Source organism: Limosilactobacillus sp. (genome assembly GCF_041859915.1).
Lineage (GTDB): Bacteria > Bacillota > Bacilli > Lactobacillales > Lactobacillaceae > Limosilactobacillus.
Window position 1 is genome coordinate 1 of record NZ_JBFLGB010000037.1, and the last position, 17,015, is coordinate 17,015.

The 17,015-nt window shown below is 43.6% G+C and carries 13 protein-coding genes and 3 pseudogenes; 13 read left to right on the forward strand and 3 right to left on the reverse strand.

All coding sequences use genetic code 11. The annotated features are described in order from the left end of the window. The 4 genes and pseudogenes from ACEYV4_RS06180 to ACEYV4_RS06195 all read left to right on the forward strand — a co-directional run. A partial coding sequence (locus tag ACEYV4_RS06180) for a cation:proton antiporter (RefSeq protein WP_373842478.1) occupies window positions 1-272 on the forward strand: 272 nt, incomplete at its 5' end. Between the two features lie 119 nt (window positions 273-391). After that, window positions 392-2,716, forward strand: a pseudogene (gene helD / locus ACEYV4_RS06185) (RNA polymerase recycling motor HelD). Window positions 2,717-2,783: 67 nt separating this feature from the next. Next, window positions 2,784-3,227: a nucleoside-diphosphate kinase gene (ndk, locus tag ACEYV4_RS06190; RefSeq protein ID WP_373842479.1), complete on the forward strand. Its 444-nt coding sequence runs from the start codon at window positions 2,784-2,786 to the stop codon at window positions 3,225-3,227. Between the two features lie 108 nt (window positions 3,228-3,335). Beyond that, window positions 3,336-5,555: an alpha-galactosidase gene (locus ACEYV4_RS06195; protein ID WP_373842480.1), complete on the forward strand. Its 2,220-nt coding sequence runs from the start codon at window positions 3,336-3,338 to the stop codon at window positions 5,553-5,555. A gap of 63 nt (window positions 5,556-5,618) precedes the next feature. On the opposite strand, the gene ACEYV4_RS06200 is transcribed toward ACEYV4_RS06195, so the two are convergent. From ACEYV4_RS06200 to ACEYV4_RS06210, 3 genes are read right to left on the reverse strand one after another with little or no spacing between them, the layout of a single operon-like run. Beyond that, a complete protein-coding gene (locus ACEYV4_RS06200; protein ID WP_373842481.1) occupies window positions 5,619-5,981 on the reverse strand; it encodes a transposase in 363 nt (120 codons plus the stop codon). Beyond that, window positions 5,938-6,411 carry a hypothetical protein gene (locus ACEYV4_RS06205; protein WP_373842482.1) on the reverse strand — a complete coding sequence of 158 codons (474 nt, stop codon included), beginning with the start codon at window positions 6,409-6,411 and terminating at the stop codon, window positions 5,938-5,940. The genes ACEYV4_RS06200 and ACEYV4_RS06205 overlap by 44 nt, the downstream gene beginning before the upstream one ends. Beyond that, window positions 6,408-7,919 carry a LytTR family transcriptional regulator gene (locus ACEYV4_RS06210; protein ID WP_373842483.1) on the reverse strand — a complete coding sequence of 504 codons (1,512 nt, stop codon included), beginning with the start codon at window positions 7,917-7,919 and terminating at the stop codon, window positions 6,408-6,410. Before ACEYV4_RS06210 ends, ACEYV4_RS06205 begins: the two co-directional genes overlap by 4 nt. 303 nt (window positions 7,920-8,222) lie before the next feature. Here ACEYV4_RS06210 and trpS point away from each other — a divergent pair, with 303 nt between their 5' ends. From trpS to ACEYV4_RS06255, 9 genes and pseudogenes are all read left to right on the forward strand, one after another. Further along, the gene (gene trpS, locus ACEYV4_RS06215; RefSeq protein ID WP_373842484.1) at window positions 8,223-9,245 is read left to right on the forward strand and encodes a tryptophan--tRNA ligase; all 1,023 of its coding nucleotides are present in this window, start codon (window positions 8,223-8,225) and stop codon (window positions 9,243-9,245) included. Between the two features lie 562 nt (window positions 9,246-9,807). Next, entirely contained in the window at window positions 9,808-10,752 is a 945-nt protein-coding gene (locus tag ACEYV4_RS06220; protein ID WP_373842485.1) for an exopolyphosphatase, read from the forward strand. After that, complete coding sequence (locus ACEYV4_RS06225; protein WP_373842486.1) at window positions 10,745-12,001, forward strand: hydroxymethylglutaryl-CoA reductase, degradative; 1,257 nt, start codon at window positions 10,745-10,747, stop codon at window positions 11,999-12,001. Before ACEYV4_RS06220 ends, ACEYV4_RS06225 begins: the two co-directional genes overlap by 8 nt. Continuing rightward, window positions 11,998-12,960 carry an IpaB/EvcA family protein gene (locus ACEYV4_RS06230; protein ID WP_373842487.1) on the forward strand — a complete coding sequence of 321 codons (963 nt, stop codon included), beginning with the start codon at window positions 11,998-12,000 and terminating at the stop codon, window positions 12,958-12,960. Before ACEYV4_RS06225 ends, ACEYV4_RS06230 begins: the two co-directional genes overlap by 4 nt. 5 nt (window positions 12,961-12,965) lie before the next feature. Then, a complete protein-coding gene (locus tag ACEYV4_RS06235; protein WP_373842488.1) occupies window positions 12,966-13,664 on the forward strand; it encodes an NAD-dependent protein deacylase in 699 nt (232 codons plus the stop codon). A 79-nt stretch (window positions 13,665-13,743) separates the two neighbouring features. After that, window positions 13,744-14,289, forward strand: a pseudogene (locus tag ACEYV4_RS06240) (DUF72 domain-containing protein); the annotation flags it as partial. A gap of 830 nt (window positions 14,290-15,119) precedes the next feature. Beyond that, window positions 15,120-15,692 (forward strand): GDSL-type esterase/lipase family protein, encoded by a 573-nt coding sequence (locus ACEYV4_RS06245; RefSeq protein WP_063507907.1) that lies wholly within the window; start codon window positions 15,120-15,122, stop codon window positions 15,690-15,692. 391 nt (window positions 15,693-16,083) lie between these two features. Further along, complete coding sequence (locus ACEYV4_RS06250; RefSeq protein WP_063507905.1) at window positions 16,084-16,791, forward strand: YjjG family noncanonical pyrimidine nucleotidase; 708 nt, start codon at window positions 16,084-16,086, stop codon at window positions 16,789-16,791. Window positions 16,792-16,900: 109 nt separating this feature from the next. Continuing rightward, window positions 16,901-17,015 (forward strand): annotated as a pseudogene (locus tag ACEYV4_RS06255) (aldo/keto reductase); the annotation flags it as partial.

Genomic DNA, 17,015 nt, shown 5'->3' on the forward strand with positions numbered 1-17,015 from the left:
TTGTGGTTGTGATGACGATTCTGGCCTGCCTGACTAAACTAGTTGGTTGCGGGACCGGAGCCAAGTTATCTGGCTTTAGTACGCTGAGTTCTTACGTTGTTGGCAGTGGAATGGTAGCCCGGGGAGAGATGGCCCTCATTACGGCGCAAATCGGTTACCAAGCCCATTTAATGTCATCAATGTATTATTCAGATGTCATTACTGTCATTATTTTAGCGACAATTTTGGCACCGTTCATGCTTAAACATGCCTTAAAAATGGCACATGAATAAAATGATAGGAGATCGCATCGGCGGGCTCCTTTTTTGGTAATGAAGTCGTGATTGACGACGAACCGGGGAGAAGAATGCTACAATGATACGTTACAAGATTGAAGAAAAGAGGAAATGGCATGGGAGAAAGAGAAGAAAGGCAGCAAGAACAACGTCGCGTTGACCAGGTTAAGGCGACCATCAAAAATCAAATTGAGAAAACTAAACGTGACCTTGCCGCGGCTCATAAGGAAACCCGGGCGGTGGAACGTAACTATAGTGAGAATGCTTCAATTAACCGCTCCGAAATCGATGACATTGCTGAATCACGGGCTATGATTTAACAGCAGCGGCAGTTGGTTTCCCGGGCGGCCGAAAGTGAGACAATCTTAAAGCATCAATTGAAAACTCTGCAAAGTCTTCAAGGTTCACCATATTTTGGCCGAATTGATATTATTGACCCGGGTGAGGATAAACCAGAGTCGCTTTACATCGGCACCGCTTCGTTGATGAACGATGATAAAACTGACTTTCTGATATATGACTGGCGAGCACCAATTGCTGGAGTTTATTATAACGGAACTTTAGGTAACGTCACCTATGAGACACCGGCGGGTATTCAACATACTAAACTGGTGAAAAAGCGTCAGTTTACTATTAAAAACGGTCGGATCACCAACATGTTTGACACCAACGAAACGGTCGGTGACGAGCTTCTCCAGGCCGTTCTAGGTGAGCAGAATGACCAATATATGCATAACATCGTTGCTACCATTCAACAGGAGCAAAACGATATCATTCGTGACACCCATAGTGACCTGCTCCTCGTTCAAGGGGTCGCTGGCTCTGGAAAAACGTCAGCAATCTTACAACGAATTGCTTACTTGCTCTATCATAGCCGCGCTGAACTAAATGCTGATCAAATCGTGCTCTTTAGTCCCAACAAACTCTTCAGTCACTATATTTCTGAGGTTTTACCAAGTTTAGGTGAACGAAATATGTGCCAGGTGACCCTTGCCGGTTTTGTTCGCCGTCGTTTTGAGGGCTTGAAAGTTGAAAACCTCTTTGACCGTTATGAAAGCCGTCAAGCCCAGCCCGAGATGGATCATACTTTGGCTAATTTCATGGAGGGAACCAAGGTAATGGTACAGGTGAAGAATTATGTGGATCACTTACTAGACAGTGATCTGCAGTTTGCCGACCTCCGTTTTAATGGTCGGGTTTTCTTTTCCGCTACCCACATTAGTCACCTTTATCAATCCATTCCGTCAGCAATGCACCCGGCTGATCGACTTGTTCATCTGAAGAATAAATTGATTCGAGAACTTCAACACCGGGTGCGAATAGAGGCTCAAAAGGATTGGGTAGCTAAGGAGTTGGATGACCTTGATGTCCAGCAATTGCACCGCCTTTATGGTAAAAAAACAGTTGATGATTTTGCTGATGAAGACGAGCAGTTTAACTACCTGGCACGTCGTTGGGCTAAGCACCGTTTACGGATCATTGCCGACGCTATTTATAATAATTACTTTATTGATTTTTATAACCAATATGACCGCTTCCTGTGTCAAGCTGAATTGCCCGAAACAATCAGTAAGCGGGATTGGACAACAATGATCTTGACTTACCGTGATGAGATCGAGTTTCATCGGTTGGAGTTGATGCATGCGGCTCCATTAATGTATTTGCGCGATTTAATCACTGGTGGTGGGCAGAACCGCGCTTTTCAATACGTCTTTATTGATGAAATGCAGGATTATTCCTTGGCGATGATGCTTTACCTTCGTCATGCCTTTCCCAAGGCCAAATTTACGGTTCTTGGTGATAGTGAACAAGCCCTCTTCAAGCCGCTACAATTACCAGAGAAAATGCTAAGGGAACTTAGTCAGGTTCTAGCGGCTAAGCGTCCCAATTTGATTGCCTTGCGACGGAGTTATCGGTCGACGACAGAAATTACCAACTTTGCTAAAGCATTGTTACCAGATGGTAAGCGCGTGATTCCTTTTACCCGACATGGTGACAAGCCCGAACTAGTCGTGGTTGATAACGAGAATGAGATGCGTCAGGCACTGATAAAGACAGTTACTAGGTTGAGCCGGAATAATGAAACGGTGGCGGTCTTGACTAAGAACCGTCACCAAGCTCAGGAGTATTATCGAGTGTTGCACCGAGCAAGAGTAATGCATCTCCACTTATTAGATGAAGAAGATAGTGAACTGCCGACCGGTGTCCTAGTTTTGCCAATCTACTTGGCGAAGGGGCTGGAGTTTGATGCGGTGATAGCTGCAGACGTTTCAGCAACTAACCTGGCCCATACCGAAGCCGTCGGGATGATCTATACAATGGCAACCCGGGCAATGCATTACTTGACCCTGCTTAGCCGCGGCCCAGTTAGTTCCGTAATTAACAAACAAGCAGCCGAATTTTTGACCATTAACCATCAAATAGTCAAGCAAAGTCACTGAAAGTGCTTTCACTACTACCAAAGGTATGCTAACCTAGAGTTAATGACTGATAAAGGAGAGGTTCGTTATGGTTAAAGACGAATACACGTTAGTTTTAGTAAAACCTGATGGTGTCAAGACCCGTCATATTGGTGAGATCATTACCCGGATTGAACGTAAGGGTTACAAGATTGAAGCTTTGAAGATGATTAAGCCAACGGAGGAACTTCTGCGCCAGCACTATTCTGATAAAGTTGATAAGCCATTCTTCCCTGACCTACTGGAATACATGATGGAAGGACCAATCGTGGGAATCGTGGTTTCTGGGACCAATGTGATTAAGGCTATCCATAACATGGCCGGTGCTACTAATCCAGTTGAAGCGGAATGGGGAACTATTCGTGGTGACTTTGGTCGTGAATGGCCAGATGGTAACCTGCGGAATATTGTTCACACCTCTGATGAGCCAGCTAGTGCCACCAAGGAAATTCACATTTGGTTCCCTGAATTTAAGTTTACCCAACCGGACTAAGTAGGATGAACATACTTCGAAGGCGCCATCACATAAATATTTGTAAGTAATTATGTAAAACGAGACGCCGATGAGCGCCTCGTTTATTTTTTAAAGGAGTTATCCAAAATGAGTATTCACGTTAACGAAGATCAACAGCTTTTTCATCTCCAAACTGCCAAAACTAGTTATATTTTTCAAATTTTAGAGAACGGCCAAGCTGGTCAACTTTATTATGGCCCAAAGATTCCAGTGAAATCTGCTTATGCTAACTTGAGTAGTCGTGAAGAACATGATTGTACTAATGCTCTTTCAATTGAACAAAGTGACTTTCAACTCGAACTGATCAAGCAGGAGTACGCTAGCCTCGGAAGGGGTGATTATCGTTACCCAGCTTATCAAATTACCTATCTTAACGGTTCACGAATTTCAGAATTTAATTATGTTGGTTACAAAGTGATAAATGGTAAATCCCGGCTTAAAGGTTTGCCGTCAAGCTTTGATGATCGGGGTGATGATGCTCAGACGTTAACTGTTACGTTTAAGGATAAACTGGCAAACGTTTTACTAGAATTGCACTACACCATTTTTGAAAAAGAAGACGTAATTGTTCGTAGTGCTACTTTTATTAATCATGGTGAACCAATCACTTTGAATCGTGCTTTGAGTGCCCAACTTGACCTGCCAGACAGTGATTATGACCTTCTTCAGTTCTCCGGTAGCTGGGCACGTGAGCGTCACTTGATTCGGACTCACTTACGAGCTGGTGTTCAGAGTATTAGCAGTCTACGTGATGCCTCTAGTCACCAACACAACCCATTCTTTATCCTTGCTCGGCCCCACACCGATAATAACCAAGGTGCCGCCTTTGGCTTTAACTTTATCTATTCTGGCAACTTCCTTGATTCGGTCGAGGTTGATCAATTTGCTACTACCCGGGTTCTGGTTGGGATTAACCCTGATGAATTTGGGTGGCACCTCGACGATGGAGACAGTTTCCAAACGCCAGAAGCAGTTATGACCTATACGGACCAAGGCCTTAACCAACTTAGTCAGCAACTTGGTAATTTCTACGCCGATCACTTAATCAATCCTCACTTTGCCCATCAGGAACGACCAATCTTGATTAATAATTGGGAAGCAACCTTTATGGACTTCAATGAGGCTAAACTGATGCCAATTGTTAAAAAGGCTCACCAATTAGGAATTGAAATGTTTGTCCTCGATGATGGTTGGTTCGGCCACCGGGACAACGACCGGTCTAGTTTAGGTGATTGGTTTGTTGATCAAAAGAAGTTCACTAACGGGATCAGTGGCTTTGCAAAAAAGGTTCATAACGAAGGAATGAAGTTTGGCCTTTGGTTTGAGCCAGAAATGATTTCAGTTGACAGTCGTCTCTATGAAAAGCATCCTGACTGGATGATTGCTACCCCGGGTCGCCAGAGTACTCCAGCGCGGAACCAATACGTTCTCGATATGACCCGGCCGGAAGTAGTTGATTATCTTTACGACCATATCAGTGCGTTGATCAAGCAGACTCATTTGGATTATATTAAGTGGGATATGAACCGTAACATCACCGAGATGTATGGTAGCCAATTAACCGCTAACCACCAGTTAGAGTTTGCTCACCGCTACATTCTGGGTGTTTACCGACTCTATGATCGTCTAACGACAGCCTTCCCGAAGGTCCTCTTTGAATCCTGTGCTTCCGGTGGTGGACGTTTCGACCTAGGAATGATGTACTATGCGCCACAAGCCTGGTGCAGTGATGACACTGATGCTGTAGAGCGAATCCGTATTCAAGATGGTACTTCCTATGGTTACCGGCCATCAATGTGGGGTGCCCACGTTTCCGCAGTACCGAATGACCAAGTTGGTCGGCTAACTTCGCTATCAACTCGGGCCGCCGTAGCTTACTTTGGTGACTTCGGTTATGAACTTGATATTACTAAGTTACCAGCCGACCAGTTGAAGACGATTAAGCACCAAGTCGCCTTCTACAAACAATATCGGCATCTTTTCCAGCAAGGAACCTTTTACCGGCTGGAAACTCCCGACACTGATAATCAGAATGTTTATGGCTGGCAGGTTGTCAGTGATGACCAGACGGAAGCAATTGCTGCCCGTTTCCAAATCTTGAATGGTCCTAACCCAGCTTATATTCGCTTCTACTTTAAGGGCCTTGCACCGGACAAGACCTACACCGTTAATGGTGGCAAGGAGAAGTTCTCCGGTGCTGAATTGATGAATGCTGGTTACTTTGTTCCACGAATCATGGACCGGACCAAACCAACCAAAGACCCATCTGACTTTAGTACCCGTCTCTTTGTGGTCAAAGAAGTTTAAGGAAAGTTGATAGTCAAAATTATTAAAAAAAGCAGAACACGTCAAAATGCGGTTCTGCTTTTTCTATCGGTAGCGACGAACAATATCGTCACGAATGATTCGGCTGCCATATTGGTCCCGCAGGTTGTTAAGCAGTCGTCGGGGAAAGGCGTGACAGAGTACGGGGACGTCCCAATGCTTTTGTAAACTGATTAGCACTTGAATATACTCGTCATAGCTAAACTGGTCGAAGGATAGGTGGGCAACAATCGCTGTTGTGATACCGGTTCCCACACGCTTTTGGGCCTCAGCGGTGATCACGTAATTGTGACTAAGTTGAACAATCGTTGTCCATAAATTTAATCGCCCCGTTGAATGTTCCTGAAAATTATTGATGATTTGGTTACCCTTGGTGATGATGGCTTGTAGCTGCATTTTGGTGGCCATTAGAATTTTCCCTTCTTACTTGTCGAATATTACGTAACGGAATGTGACTTTCATCATCAAAATAGGCTTCTTGCTGGGCCCAGTTGACCTGGTCGAGTTGGCCTTGGTAGTGGTCATAATAGCCACTTTGCCCATTAAAGTAAGTGAGGGTGAGCTTTTCACCCTTTTTACAATGATGAAAAAAGTTGAAAATGGCCCGAAGTTGCTGACCAGTGGGATATTTTTTATTGGCATAGCGCGCTGCCGTTTTAGCAAGTAGCTCGTGATAGCCGGTTAAGGCCGCAAAGGGGGAAAATTGACCGGCCCGGTCCCGTTTGGTCATCGGCAGGTGGGCCCGAGAAATGTGACGGGGATGGTTCATAATATCTTGGTAACGAGAAGTATCATTAAACTGAGCTTGTTCAGCCTGCCACTGTTTTGAATCCGTCATGCGCGGTGGCCCCCAATCTCTTTATTGAGTTTCTTGGCGACAGCGCCATCCTGAAGGTCTGCCGCTCGGATGATGGCATTTTTACCAAAATCATTTTGCATTTTTAAGATTAACTTTTGCATATGATAATCTTGATCACGAACGGCTTGCTTCTTTTTTGCTTCTTGGGCGACCTTAATGGGGTCACCAAAAAGATCTAACTGTTCGGTATACGTCTGCGCAGCCGCCTGCTGACGATCAACCAGGTGATTGGCCGTTACCGTAACTCGTCGAATAGTAAGATGGTGGTGAAAAAATTGTTCGTAGGCGTTTAAGAAGGCTTTGGTTAGTTCGGTTGGTGAAGCAGTTGGCACCTGAAAGGTTAACTTGTGATGGTCAGGATGGGGAACGTTACGGCCATAAAAGTCTTTAGTAATGGGGCCGTGGTATGAACTGCCGTGGTGAAGATTCTGCGCGTCGTAGTTAACTGTTAGTGAAAACTCGTTGGCGACCAGGTTACGCTTGACCATTTGTAAGCAGACCAGGTTAACCATTTCTCGGACCACGATCCGTCCCTTTGCAAAGGTATAGGGGCGTGGCAAGACAATGCTTGAGTAGAGGCCGTGGTGGTCGGAATGGTAATGTTTAATGTCATCGATAGTAGCTGATTCGTAACCCCAAGCGTGATCAATTAATAGTTCAGCATTTTTACCAAATTCCCGGTAGAGAGTTTCTTCATTTTGGGGGTCGGATAATTTCCCCAGTGAGCAACGGGCAATGTCTCCCATTGTGTGTAATCCTAACTTAGCCAGACGTTTAGCGTAGCCCCTACCAACTCGCCAGAAATCAGTAATTGGTTCGTGGGCCCAGAGATAGTGACGGTATTGTTGCATGTTCATTTGGGCAATGCGAACGCCGTCTTGATCAGCCGGGATACGTTTGGCCACGATATCCATGGCTACTTTGGCGAGGTAAAGGTTGTCACCAATCCCGGCGGTGGCGGTGATTCCAGTTTCGGCCTGAATTACCTGGATGATCTCCTTAGCCAGGTCATGGGCCGTAGTGTGATTAGTTTTTAAGTAATCGGTGATGTCCATCATTACCTCATCAATTGAATAAGGATGGATTTTGGCTGGTGGCAGGTAGCGCAGGTAGATTTCGTAGACCGAAGCACTCCGGTGGAGGTAAAAGGACATCCGGGGTTGAACGACCTTGTATTCGATCTTAAAGCTTGGGGAACGCAACAGTTCATTCCGAAAGATTGATCCCCAAGGTGCTAATTGGTGATTGGGGCTTTGTCTTGCCCGCTGACGATTAAGGGCAGCAACCTTTTGTTCAACCTCAAAAAGACGTGGCCGTCCGGGAAGACCAAATTTTTTGAGGGCTGGTGAGACGGCTAAGCAGATCGTTTTACTAGTACGACTAGCATCGGCGACTACCAGGTTAGTATTCAAAGGGTCCAAACCCAGGTCAGCACATTCTGCCGAAGCATAGAATGATTTAAGGTCAATTGCTAGGTAAGTTGCCATTGTAGGGGGCTCCTTTCATCAAATTGCTGTCATTATTATACCGAATCCGGCTAGCTGGGAACAAGCGTTTGGCCCCATGCTTGCCTTTAGAAATAAAAGGGCTTAAAATATAACCATTAAAAGTAGCGCGAGTCACAGCGAGGGATGGTTGATGAAAAGATCCCCAAAACGCGAACTGGTTACAAGTAAATACTAGCCCATGGTGGGCATGAGTGGCATTAAGTTGCAATTTAGGTGGTACCGCGTGCAAGCGTCCTATTAGTTTTGGCTAACAGGACGCTTTTTTTGTAAGGAGGAATTAAGATGACGGAAAAGAAACATATTATTTTAACTGGTGACCGACCAACTGGTAAGCTTCACATTGGGCATTATGTTGGCTCATTAAAGAACCGGGTGGCCTTGCAAAACACCGGCAAGTATGATACTTACATCATGATTGCTGATCAACAGGCCCTGACTGACAATGCTCGAGATCCTGAAAAAATTCGGCGGAGCCTGCACCAAGTAGCTCTTGATTACCTTGCCGTGGGTATTGACCCCAAGAAGTCGACAATCCTGGTTCAGTCCCAGATTCCGGCCTTAAGTGAATTGACAATGCATTACCTTAACTTAGTAACGATTGCTCGTTTGCATCGTAACCCAACCGTTAAGACTGAAATTAAACAGAAGAAGTTTGGCCAAAGTGTGCCGGCTGGTTTCTTTATTTATCCGGTAAGTCAAGCGGCTGACATTACGGCCTTTAAGGCTGACACAGTTCCGGTCGGTGATGACCAAGAACCGATGCTGGAACAAACCCGTGAAATTGTGCGAAGCTTTAACCGGATTTACAAAAAAGACATTCTAGTTGAACCGCAGGGAGTCTTTCCACCAAAGGGTGAGGGTCGAATTCCGGGACTCGATGGAAATGCTAAGATGTCGAAATCGCTTGGCAACTGCATTTACCTGTCTGATGATGCCGACACAATTCAAAAGAAAGTCATGTCAATGTACACCGACCCGACCCACATCAAGATTAGTGATCCTGGCCATGTTGAAGGCAACACTGTCTTTACTTACTTAGATATTTTTGACCCTGATAAGGAGCATGTAGCACAGTTAAAGGAAGAGTACCGAGCTGGTGGCTTAGGTGATGTTAAGATCAAGCGTCACTTGAATGATGTTCTCCAGGCTCTTTTGAAACCAATTCGTGAACGGCGTGAACAGTACGCTGCTAACTTGGACTATGTTGATCAGATTCTTAAAGAAGGTTCCGCTAAAGCTAACCGGGTTGCTAACCGAACATTAAAAGAAGTCCGTGACGCCATTGGAATTAACTACTTTGATTAAAGTTGGGAGGCACAGTCAACAATTGGCTGACCTCTCTTTTGTTGTAGGTAAAGGTTGACGTTGTTCTCTTAAAGGGTTAGTTCAACAGGAGAAAATAGGATGAGAAATAATTTAAAACTTTCGTACCTGACCGCTATTTTCTTTTTTATTGTTGCGGTCATTTGTGCTAATTTTTCTTAAGGTGATTAAAATTGGTGAAACGTTGTTGGAATTATATCATTAGCCATAAGTGGTCAAAGGATATTCTCCGCGCCAATCTGCTATTTATCTTATTAGTAATCCTCTATAATTTGTTTCATTTTCATTTAAAACCCATTAGCTTTCATTTTTTCAATAAAACTTTTTGGCTAATGAACCTCTGCTTAGTGATTAAAATGTTCTTAAATGCTTATGATAAAGTAGATCAACGTCGAAAAAAGTGAACTCCGGATTGATTTGCTTACTAGGAGAAGTAGATTTTAGGTTAGTAATTACTTGGTAGTGTTTCACGGCACGGAACATGGTAACATGAAAGAGAATGTTTTTAATGAAAGCAAATTTTAATTAAGCGGAGGTGAAAATAGTGGAAAACCTCGCGATTGTTGACCTGGGTTCTAATTCTGCTCGAATGGCCATTACGGAAATTGCCCCAGACGGTCGTTTCCGTGAGATTAAACGGGTAAAGGAAAATACCCGTTTGTCTGCGGGAATGGGACGGGAGAACATTCTCCAGAAAAGGTCTATGGATCGGACAATTGCCGCATTGGAACGATTTAAGAAAATTTATGAGGGGATGCCCAATACCCAGGTGCGTGCCATTACGACGGCGGCAGTTCGTCAGGCACATAATCGGCAAGTCTTTTTGAACCGGGTTCAAGAAGAAGTCGGACTCAAGTTGCAGGTCCTATCGGGTAAAAAAGAAGCTTACTATGATTACCTAGGTGTGATCCGCACCATGAAGTTAAACCACTGTTTGATTTTAGACGTTGGTGGTGCCAGTTGCGAGTTGGTCTTGGTTCAGCAGCGGCGTGCACGGGATTTGATCTCGATCCCGGTTGGGGCCGTGACTCTCTCTGAACAATTCCGGCTGAATGGCTATGTTCGGTCGGCAGACCTTTTTCGTGCCCAGGTAGCGATGAACGAACGGTTAACCAAGATTCCGTGGTTACGTTACGCAACGCGTGTACCAATCGTCCTACTTGGTGGTGCTAATCGAACCTTAGCTCGGATGACCTGGGCCTATCACCATCGTCATCGACATCAACGTCAGCATTCTATTCATGGTTACCATATTTCAGCGCGGGTAGTCTTTGCTACTTACCGGGAGTTACTGAATCGTAACCTAGCACAACGCAAGCGGATGCCGGGATTGGAAGCTGACCGTGCTGACATCATTATTGGCGGAATGCTTCCATTAGTGTCCTTGTTACAGCGCAATAGTGATGGCCGGGTGATTTTTTCTGAAAGTGGGGTCCGTGAAGGAATCATCACAGAATACGTTAATCAAAGGAAGCGACACCATGACTGATTGGCAACATGGCTTTTATAAACATGATCCACAAACGCGACGCAGACTCATTACGAGTGGATTGGGACTGCCAACGAGTGTCACCACCCAGCTTGCGGCCGGTTCTTCATCACTTGGCAATGAATTGATAGAAAATTATCTGACTGACTATCGTTTACCAGAAGGAGTAGCACTTGGATTAGTTGTTAATGACCACTCTTATGTGGTTCCGATGGTGGTAGAAGAGCCTTCGGTAATCGCGGCTGCTTGTAATGGGGCTCAACGGGTTGCTCGATCAGGTGGCTTCCATGCGCCCAAGCAGCATCGTGAATTGGTTGGTCAGGTTGTACTAACGGACGTGGTCGCTCCAGAAAAAGTAAAAAAACAACTTTTAGCTCAACGGACTCACCTATTGGCCGTGGCTAATGCGGCCCATCCGTCAATGCAACGGCGCGGTGGCGGTGCTAAGCATTTAACCGTGCGCATACCAGGTAACTTTGTTAGTCTTGACCTAGGCATTGATGTTTGCCAGGCGATGGGTGCGAATAGCGTTAATACGATGGTGGAAGCGGTTGCCCGTGAGCTGACTGCCCAGGGTTACCATGTTTTGACGGCAATCTTGAGTAATTTTGCTACCCAGAGTCTTCAGGCAGTTACCTGTGATGTTGAATTCGCTAGTTTGGCGACACAACAAATGCCTGGCCAAGCGGTTGCCCACCGGATTGCCCAACTAAGTGCGCTCGCCCAGGCCGATCCTTACCGTGCAGCTACTCATAATAAGGGCATCATGAACGGTATTGATGCTGTCATGGTTGCTAGTGGTAATGATTGGCGGGCGATTGAAAGTGGTGCTCATGCCTATGCCGCTCGTGATGGTCAATACCGGGGCCTTAGCACTTGGCACGTAATTGGCCAACACCTGCATGGTGAGTTGACTGTACCGTTACCGGTTGGTGTGGTTGGTGGCTCAATTGGCCTTAACCCATTAACTAAACTCAATTATCAAATTAGCCGAATTAAGACGGCCGAAGAATTGGCGGCGGTAACTGCCAGTATTGGCCTTGCTCAGAATTTGGCCGCGCTGCGTGCCTTAGCGACCACCGGAATTCAAGCTGGGCATATGAAACTGCAATACCGTTCCTTAGCAGTCAGCGTGGGAGCAACACCGGCTGAAGTACCATTAGTAGTTGCTCAACTGGCTAAGAAACCACATGTTGATCAGGAGCAAGCACGACAAGTACTAAAAGCAATTAGAAAGGAACAGCAATGACTGAAGAAAAGATTAAATTAAATGCGACTAACCAGGCTTTACTGAAAGAGATTAACTCTCTTTATCCAGATGGAACAGTTTTTGTTCAATTCCATGGCAAAAAAGCCGGCTATGTTCGCCACGATCAAGCAACTCAGAAGACTTTACCTGGTGGACTTTTTATTATTGTTACGGATCTGACGGCCCCTAACTATACGGCTAGTCATGAATTACTGCACCTCTTGATGCTACTGCAAGGCTTTCCGCAGATCTTTTTCCAACTTTCCTTGGGAGATAAGGAACTTGACGAGCAGATGATGATTATGTCAACCGACCTTTACAATGTGGCCATGCACCGGGTAGTTGTTGCCGAACAACGCAAGCACCATTTAATTGATGACCGGATCGAAGAGCTCTACTTTAAAGGCATTGAACACACTTTGACTAAGGAGGGCGGCAAAGAAGATGATGAACGAGCTTTGCGATTATTGACTCTGCTGGATGCCTTAGTCTTCTATGGTGATGATCTGCCGAAGTTTATTGACCGTCTTCAAGCTAATTACCCGGTTGCCTTAGCAGCTGCTCAACGGATATATGATCAAATTACGGCCAAACCAATCAAATCGCCATTTGATATGCGGCGGACGATCGTCAAACTCTATGGCCATTTTGATCAACAGATGCAGGATTGGGGAATGCCAGCTCTGCATAACAATGAATATACAACCCTTTCGCCGGTGTTAAGTGCACGTCAATTACGGTTAGAGGTACGTCAGGTATTTGAAATCTTTCATTCTGATATGAAGGAACGGGGGACTAGCCAGCGGGCCTATGTTGGCTTACGGCGCAATGATCATCAGAACTCATTTACCCTTGCTGCTCCCCAGTCAAATGCTTCTGAGTACTTTAAGCGTGTCTATGATATGCCGGTCCAAAAGTTTCTGGAAGAACACAGTATCCCGTATATCGTAAGGAAGTAATAATGATGGAACAACAAATTCAACAATTATTTGACAATGCTAAGTGGATCGTCTTTTTGACCGGAGCTGGTGTTTCAACAGCGTCTGGAATTCCCGATTTCCGTTCTGCAAATGGGCTTTATACTCAGGACAAGAATGCGGAGTACTACCTCAGTCATCGTTACTTTGCCAGTGATCCGGATGGCTTTTATAATTTTTGCAAGAAAAATCTTTATTTTCCGGATGCTAAGCCGAACGTGATTCATCAAAAACAGGCGGCCTTGACCAACCAGGACCGGGCCACGATCATTACTCAGAATATTGATAATCTTTATGAAGAAGCTGGTGCAACCCACCTAATTGATTTTCATGGTAACCTTTATCACGTTTACTGTGAGAAGTGTGGTGAACATGTCCCGGTAGCCGATTACCTGAAGAGCCGGGTTCATGCTAAGGATGGTGGCCCGCTGCGTCCTGACATTGTCCTTTATGATGAGGGAATTAAGCAGGACGACATTGTTAATTCTGTACAAGCCATGCAGAATGCGGACTTAGTCGTGATCGTTGGTACCTCGATGAAGGTTTACCCATTTGCAGGATTGCTGCAATACCGGAACCCTGGTGCTCGGGTATTGGCCATTAATCAACAGAAACTGGATTTACCGGTTAACTTTACAATGGTCCAAACCGACGCAACAAAATTCTTCGCTGAACTACACGTATAATCAAGAGGACGGTTGCAGATCTTGACAACCGTCCTTTTCCAATATGAGGTAGGTAGTGAAAATATGGAGGAAATGGATCATGAAAATCACAATTGGATTAACTACTTGGACCGAGCATCCTGCCCTGATTCATAATGAGCAGCGACCAGTTACGCTGAATGAATATGCTCAACACTTACCGACAGTTGAGATCGACACCTTTTTCTATGCTTTGCCGCAAGAAGCAACTATCCAAAAGTGGTTGGGTGAAGTTTCACCAAGTTTTCAATTTATCGTGAAGGCTCATCGCGGGATGACCCTTCACGAGCGTGGTCAGGAGAAAGGCGCCCTGGCCCAACTCTTTAAGCGTTATAAGAAGGTTATTACCCCGCTGGTGGCAGCCGGTCAGTTAAAGACAGTTCTCTTTCAATTTCCGCCTTATTTTGCTGCTTCGACTGAAGATATTGAATATCTCCGCCTGGTACGAACCTGGATGGGAAAACTGCCGGTGGCGATTGAACTGCGTAATCAAACCTGGTACCGTCCTGGTACGTTAAAATCCCTGGTGGCCTTTTGTCATGACCTGCATTTTACCTTGGTGGCGGCGGATGAGCCCCATGGTATTATTGCCTCGGTGTGTTACGTATAATTCTTGCCTTAGCTGTGTAACCACAGAAACTATTTCTTGTGCTGTTGGTCTCTGGTTCTTTGTGAGACTAAGGCGTTCAATCTTTTTACAAATTCGTTCTCGACAGTAAGTCTTAAGTTCTTCCGTTTGAAGTCCTTTATTGTTGTCGGCTAGCCGACTTCTGATACAAGGGTTTAGCACAATAACACAACCAACTTTAGTTGCTGTGTGTAAGTGCGCATTGCTTTAAAAATGGCAATGAAAAGATCCAAAGAAAATGTCAAAGGCGCACTTACACTCCAAATAAATTGGAGTTGTGCTAAAACACTTAAACCTGTATCAGATTTCGCTTTGCTCAAACAAAACTGACTTGCGTCAGTTGGAATCTTCAAAGCCAATAAAGTCCAGTCGCCAACTCCTTCGGACTTTATTAACTTTGAAGATTGCTTTTAAATGCCTCTAATTTGCTCTCTAATCCATTTTAGCTATTACCCGTATAATTTACTGTCTGTCAACGGTAAATCGACTTAGAGGGGCTTAGAGAGCCTTATAGGCGATATTAGCCCCTCTTGGAGGCTTTAAGGAGTTGACGGACTCACTAGGCCAAGACACTTTTGCGCATGCAAAGAAAAGCACACCTGCTTTTTTTGCCTGCCTCACGGCGAGTGCGGGGTGAGTTTGAGCGGGATTTATTTAGGGTTTAACTTTTAAAAAATTTATTATATAGGATTGAAATTGATAAATTTTTTGCAGGTTATGCGTAAATAGATAATTATAATTTTGAATAAGGGTATATTGATTGTGCGATAAAGAAGCGATCTTTATTTAAGTAGAAAGATAGTAGGGTAATGAGAGTACTTTTGACTGGCGACAGTATTATTGCACGTCATGAAACTTTAAATGAGCCACATATCAATGTGGATTTAAAAAAAGAAATTCCAGGGATAGAGTTAATAAATACTGCCGTTTCTGGGATTAATTCAGGTGCTTTTTTTGCGATGCTGGGTGAGCTGGTTTTAAAGCAGGAAAACTGTGATAACTTGGTTATTTTATTGGGCACTAATGACCTGTCGGCTATTAAACGGGTACCAATCGAGCAGTTTAAAAGAAATATGGAATTGATTGCTTCCAGCATTGTTTGTCAATACTATCCACCACACGTGATTTTTGTTTCGCCACCAGCAGTTGATGAACAAAAGCAACATGTTCGTAATAATAAAATTGTTGCCTTATATGCTGAAAAAATAGAAGAGGTAGCAAAAGAATATCATCTGCACTACATTAACTTATGCCAGGCTATGCTTACTCATGGAGACTTATCAAATCTGTGCCGCGGTATTAAAAATGATGGCCTTCATTTTGGAGTGGCAGGTTACGCGTTTTTGGCTGCTTTACTTGCTAATGAATTGAAAAAGATTTAAAAGTATTTTTTTCAATTTTAGTTGCGAAAGATTGCCCATGCCAATGCGGCAATAATCATAAGCGTAATAGCAGGTAATAAAAAATGGATAAAGAAAATAAAAATAATAGCGATTATAAGCAGGGATGCTAGAATTTTAGTAATTCCAATTCCAAGTTTAAAGAAAAGCCAAATTAAAAAAATTATTAGTAAAAATGCAAACATAGAATAATTAAGCCTTTCTAATTATAATGCTATAAATTATAGCGTAAATATTTATTTATATTATATAACACATGTTATATAACTAAAAATTAACTTAATTGATTTTGCACATGACTGACTTTTATTTGTTAAAAGACGTTTTCCTGCTATAATGATTATTCCCCAGGAAATAGAAAGGTGGGATTCTTTTGCGCTATCAGCAAATTATTTTTGATGTTGATGATACTTTAATTGACTTCGCAGCCACTGAGAATTTTGCCCTACATAGTTTATTTAACGCTCATCACTGGCCACTTTCTACGGAAACACAGCGACGGTACCATTCTTATAATCAAGGATTATGGCGAAGGCTAGAACATGGTGAGATTGATTATGATCAACTGACTAAAATGACCTTTCATAATTTTATTAAAGAGAATTTAGGCCTAAACGTTGATGGTTCACAAGTTATGGATGAGTATCGTTCATACTTTGGTGAGACACATAAATTGTTACCAGGCGTGGCTGATACACTCAAATTTGCTAAGAGACAAGGCTATAAATTAGCCGTTTTGAGTAATGGCGAAAGGTATATGCAAAGACACCGACTCGAATTAGCAGGGATCAAAAAATATTTTGATTTAATTGTTACGTCGGAAGAGGCACATTATTCTAAGCCTGATTCTCATGCTTTTGATTATTTCTTTAGTCGAACAGAAATCGGTCCGGGTGAAACAATTTTCTTTGGTGATGGACTTAAATCTGATATTTTAGGTGCGGAAAATTATGGTTTCGATAGTATTTGGTATAATCACCGGCATCGCAAGAATACATTAAAATTACATCCAATTTTTGAAGTGGACAATTATCCGCAATTAGTTAAACTGATCCAGAATGATTTTCATAGAAAATACTAAAACAGGGCTTAAAGTAAAAAAATAAAATAAAAAGTATTTTAATAGAAAAAAACATATGGTTTGTTTATAATATAACTAAACAAAAGTAAGTGAAGAAAGGGGAATCTTTATGAATTTTCATTCATTAGCTGATACTTATAAATTGAATAATGGGGTTAAGATTCCAATTGTTGGCTTTGGTACTTGGCAAACGCCAGATGGTGCCGTTGCCAAAAGTTCTGTTT

What these genes read in the sequence shown, in the direction of transcription:
- ndk (WP_373842479.1), top strand. Translation starts at nt 2,784, where the DNA reads ATGGTTAAAGACGAATACACGTTAGTTTTAGTAAAACCTGATGGTGTC.
- ACEYV4_RS06195 (WP_373842480.1), top strand. Translation starts at nt 3,336, where the DNA reads ATGAGTATTCACGTTAACGAAGATCAACAGCTTTTTCATCTCCAAACT.
- ACEYV4_RS06200 (WP_373842481.1), bottom strand. Translation starts at nt 5,981, where the DNA reads ATGGCCACCAAAATGCAGCTACAAGCCATCATCACCAAGGGTAACCAA.
- ACEYV4_RS06205 (WP_373842482.1), bottom strand. Translation starts at nt 6,411, where the DNA reads ATGACGGATTCAAAACAGTGGCAGGCTGAACAAGCTCAGTTTAATGAT.
- ACEYV4_RS06210 (WP_373842483.1), bottom strand. Translation starts at nt 7,919, where the DNA reads ATGGCAACTTACCTAGCAATTGACCTTAAATCATTCTATGCTTCGGCA.
- trpS (WP_373842484.1), top strand. Translation starts at nt 8,223, where the DNA reads ATGACGGAAAAGAAACATATTATTTTAACTGGTGACCGACCAACTGGT.
- ACEYV4_RS06225 (WP_373842486.1), top strand. Translation starts at nt 10,745, where the DNA reads ATGACTGATTGGCAACATGGCTTTTATAAACATGATCCACAAACGCGA.
- ACEYV4_RS06230 (WP_373842487.1), top strand. Translation starts at nt 11,998, where the DNA reads ATGACTGAAGAAAAGATTAAATTAAATGCGACTAACCAGGCTTTACTG.
- ACEYV4_RS06235 (WP_373842488.1), top strand. Translation starts at nt 12,966, where the DNA reads ATGGAACAACAAATTCAACAATTATTTGACAATGCTAAGTGGATCGTC.
- ACEYV4_RS06245 (WP_063507907.1), top strand. Translation starts at nt 15,120, where the DNA reads ATGAGAGTACTTTTGACTGGCGACAGTATTATTGCACGTCATGAAACT.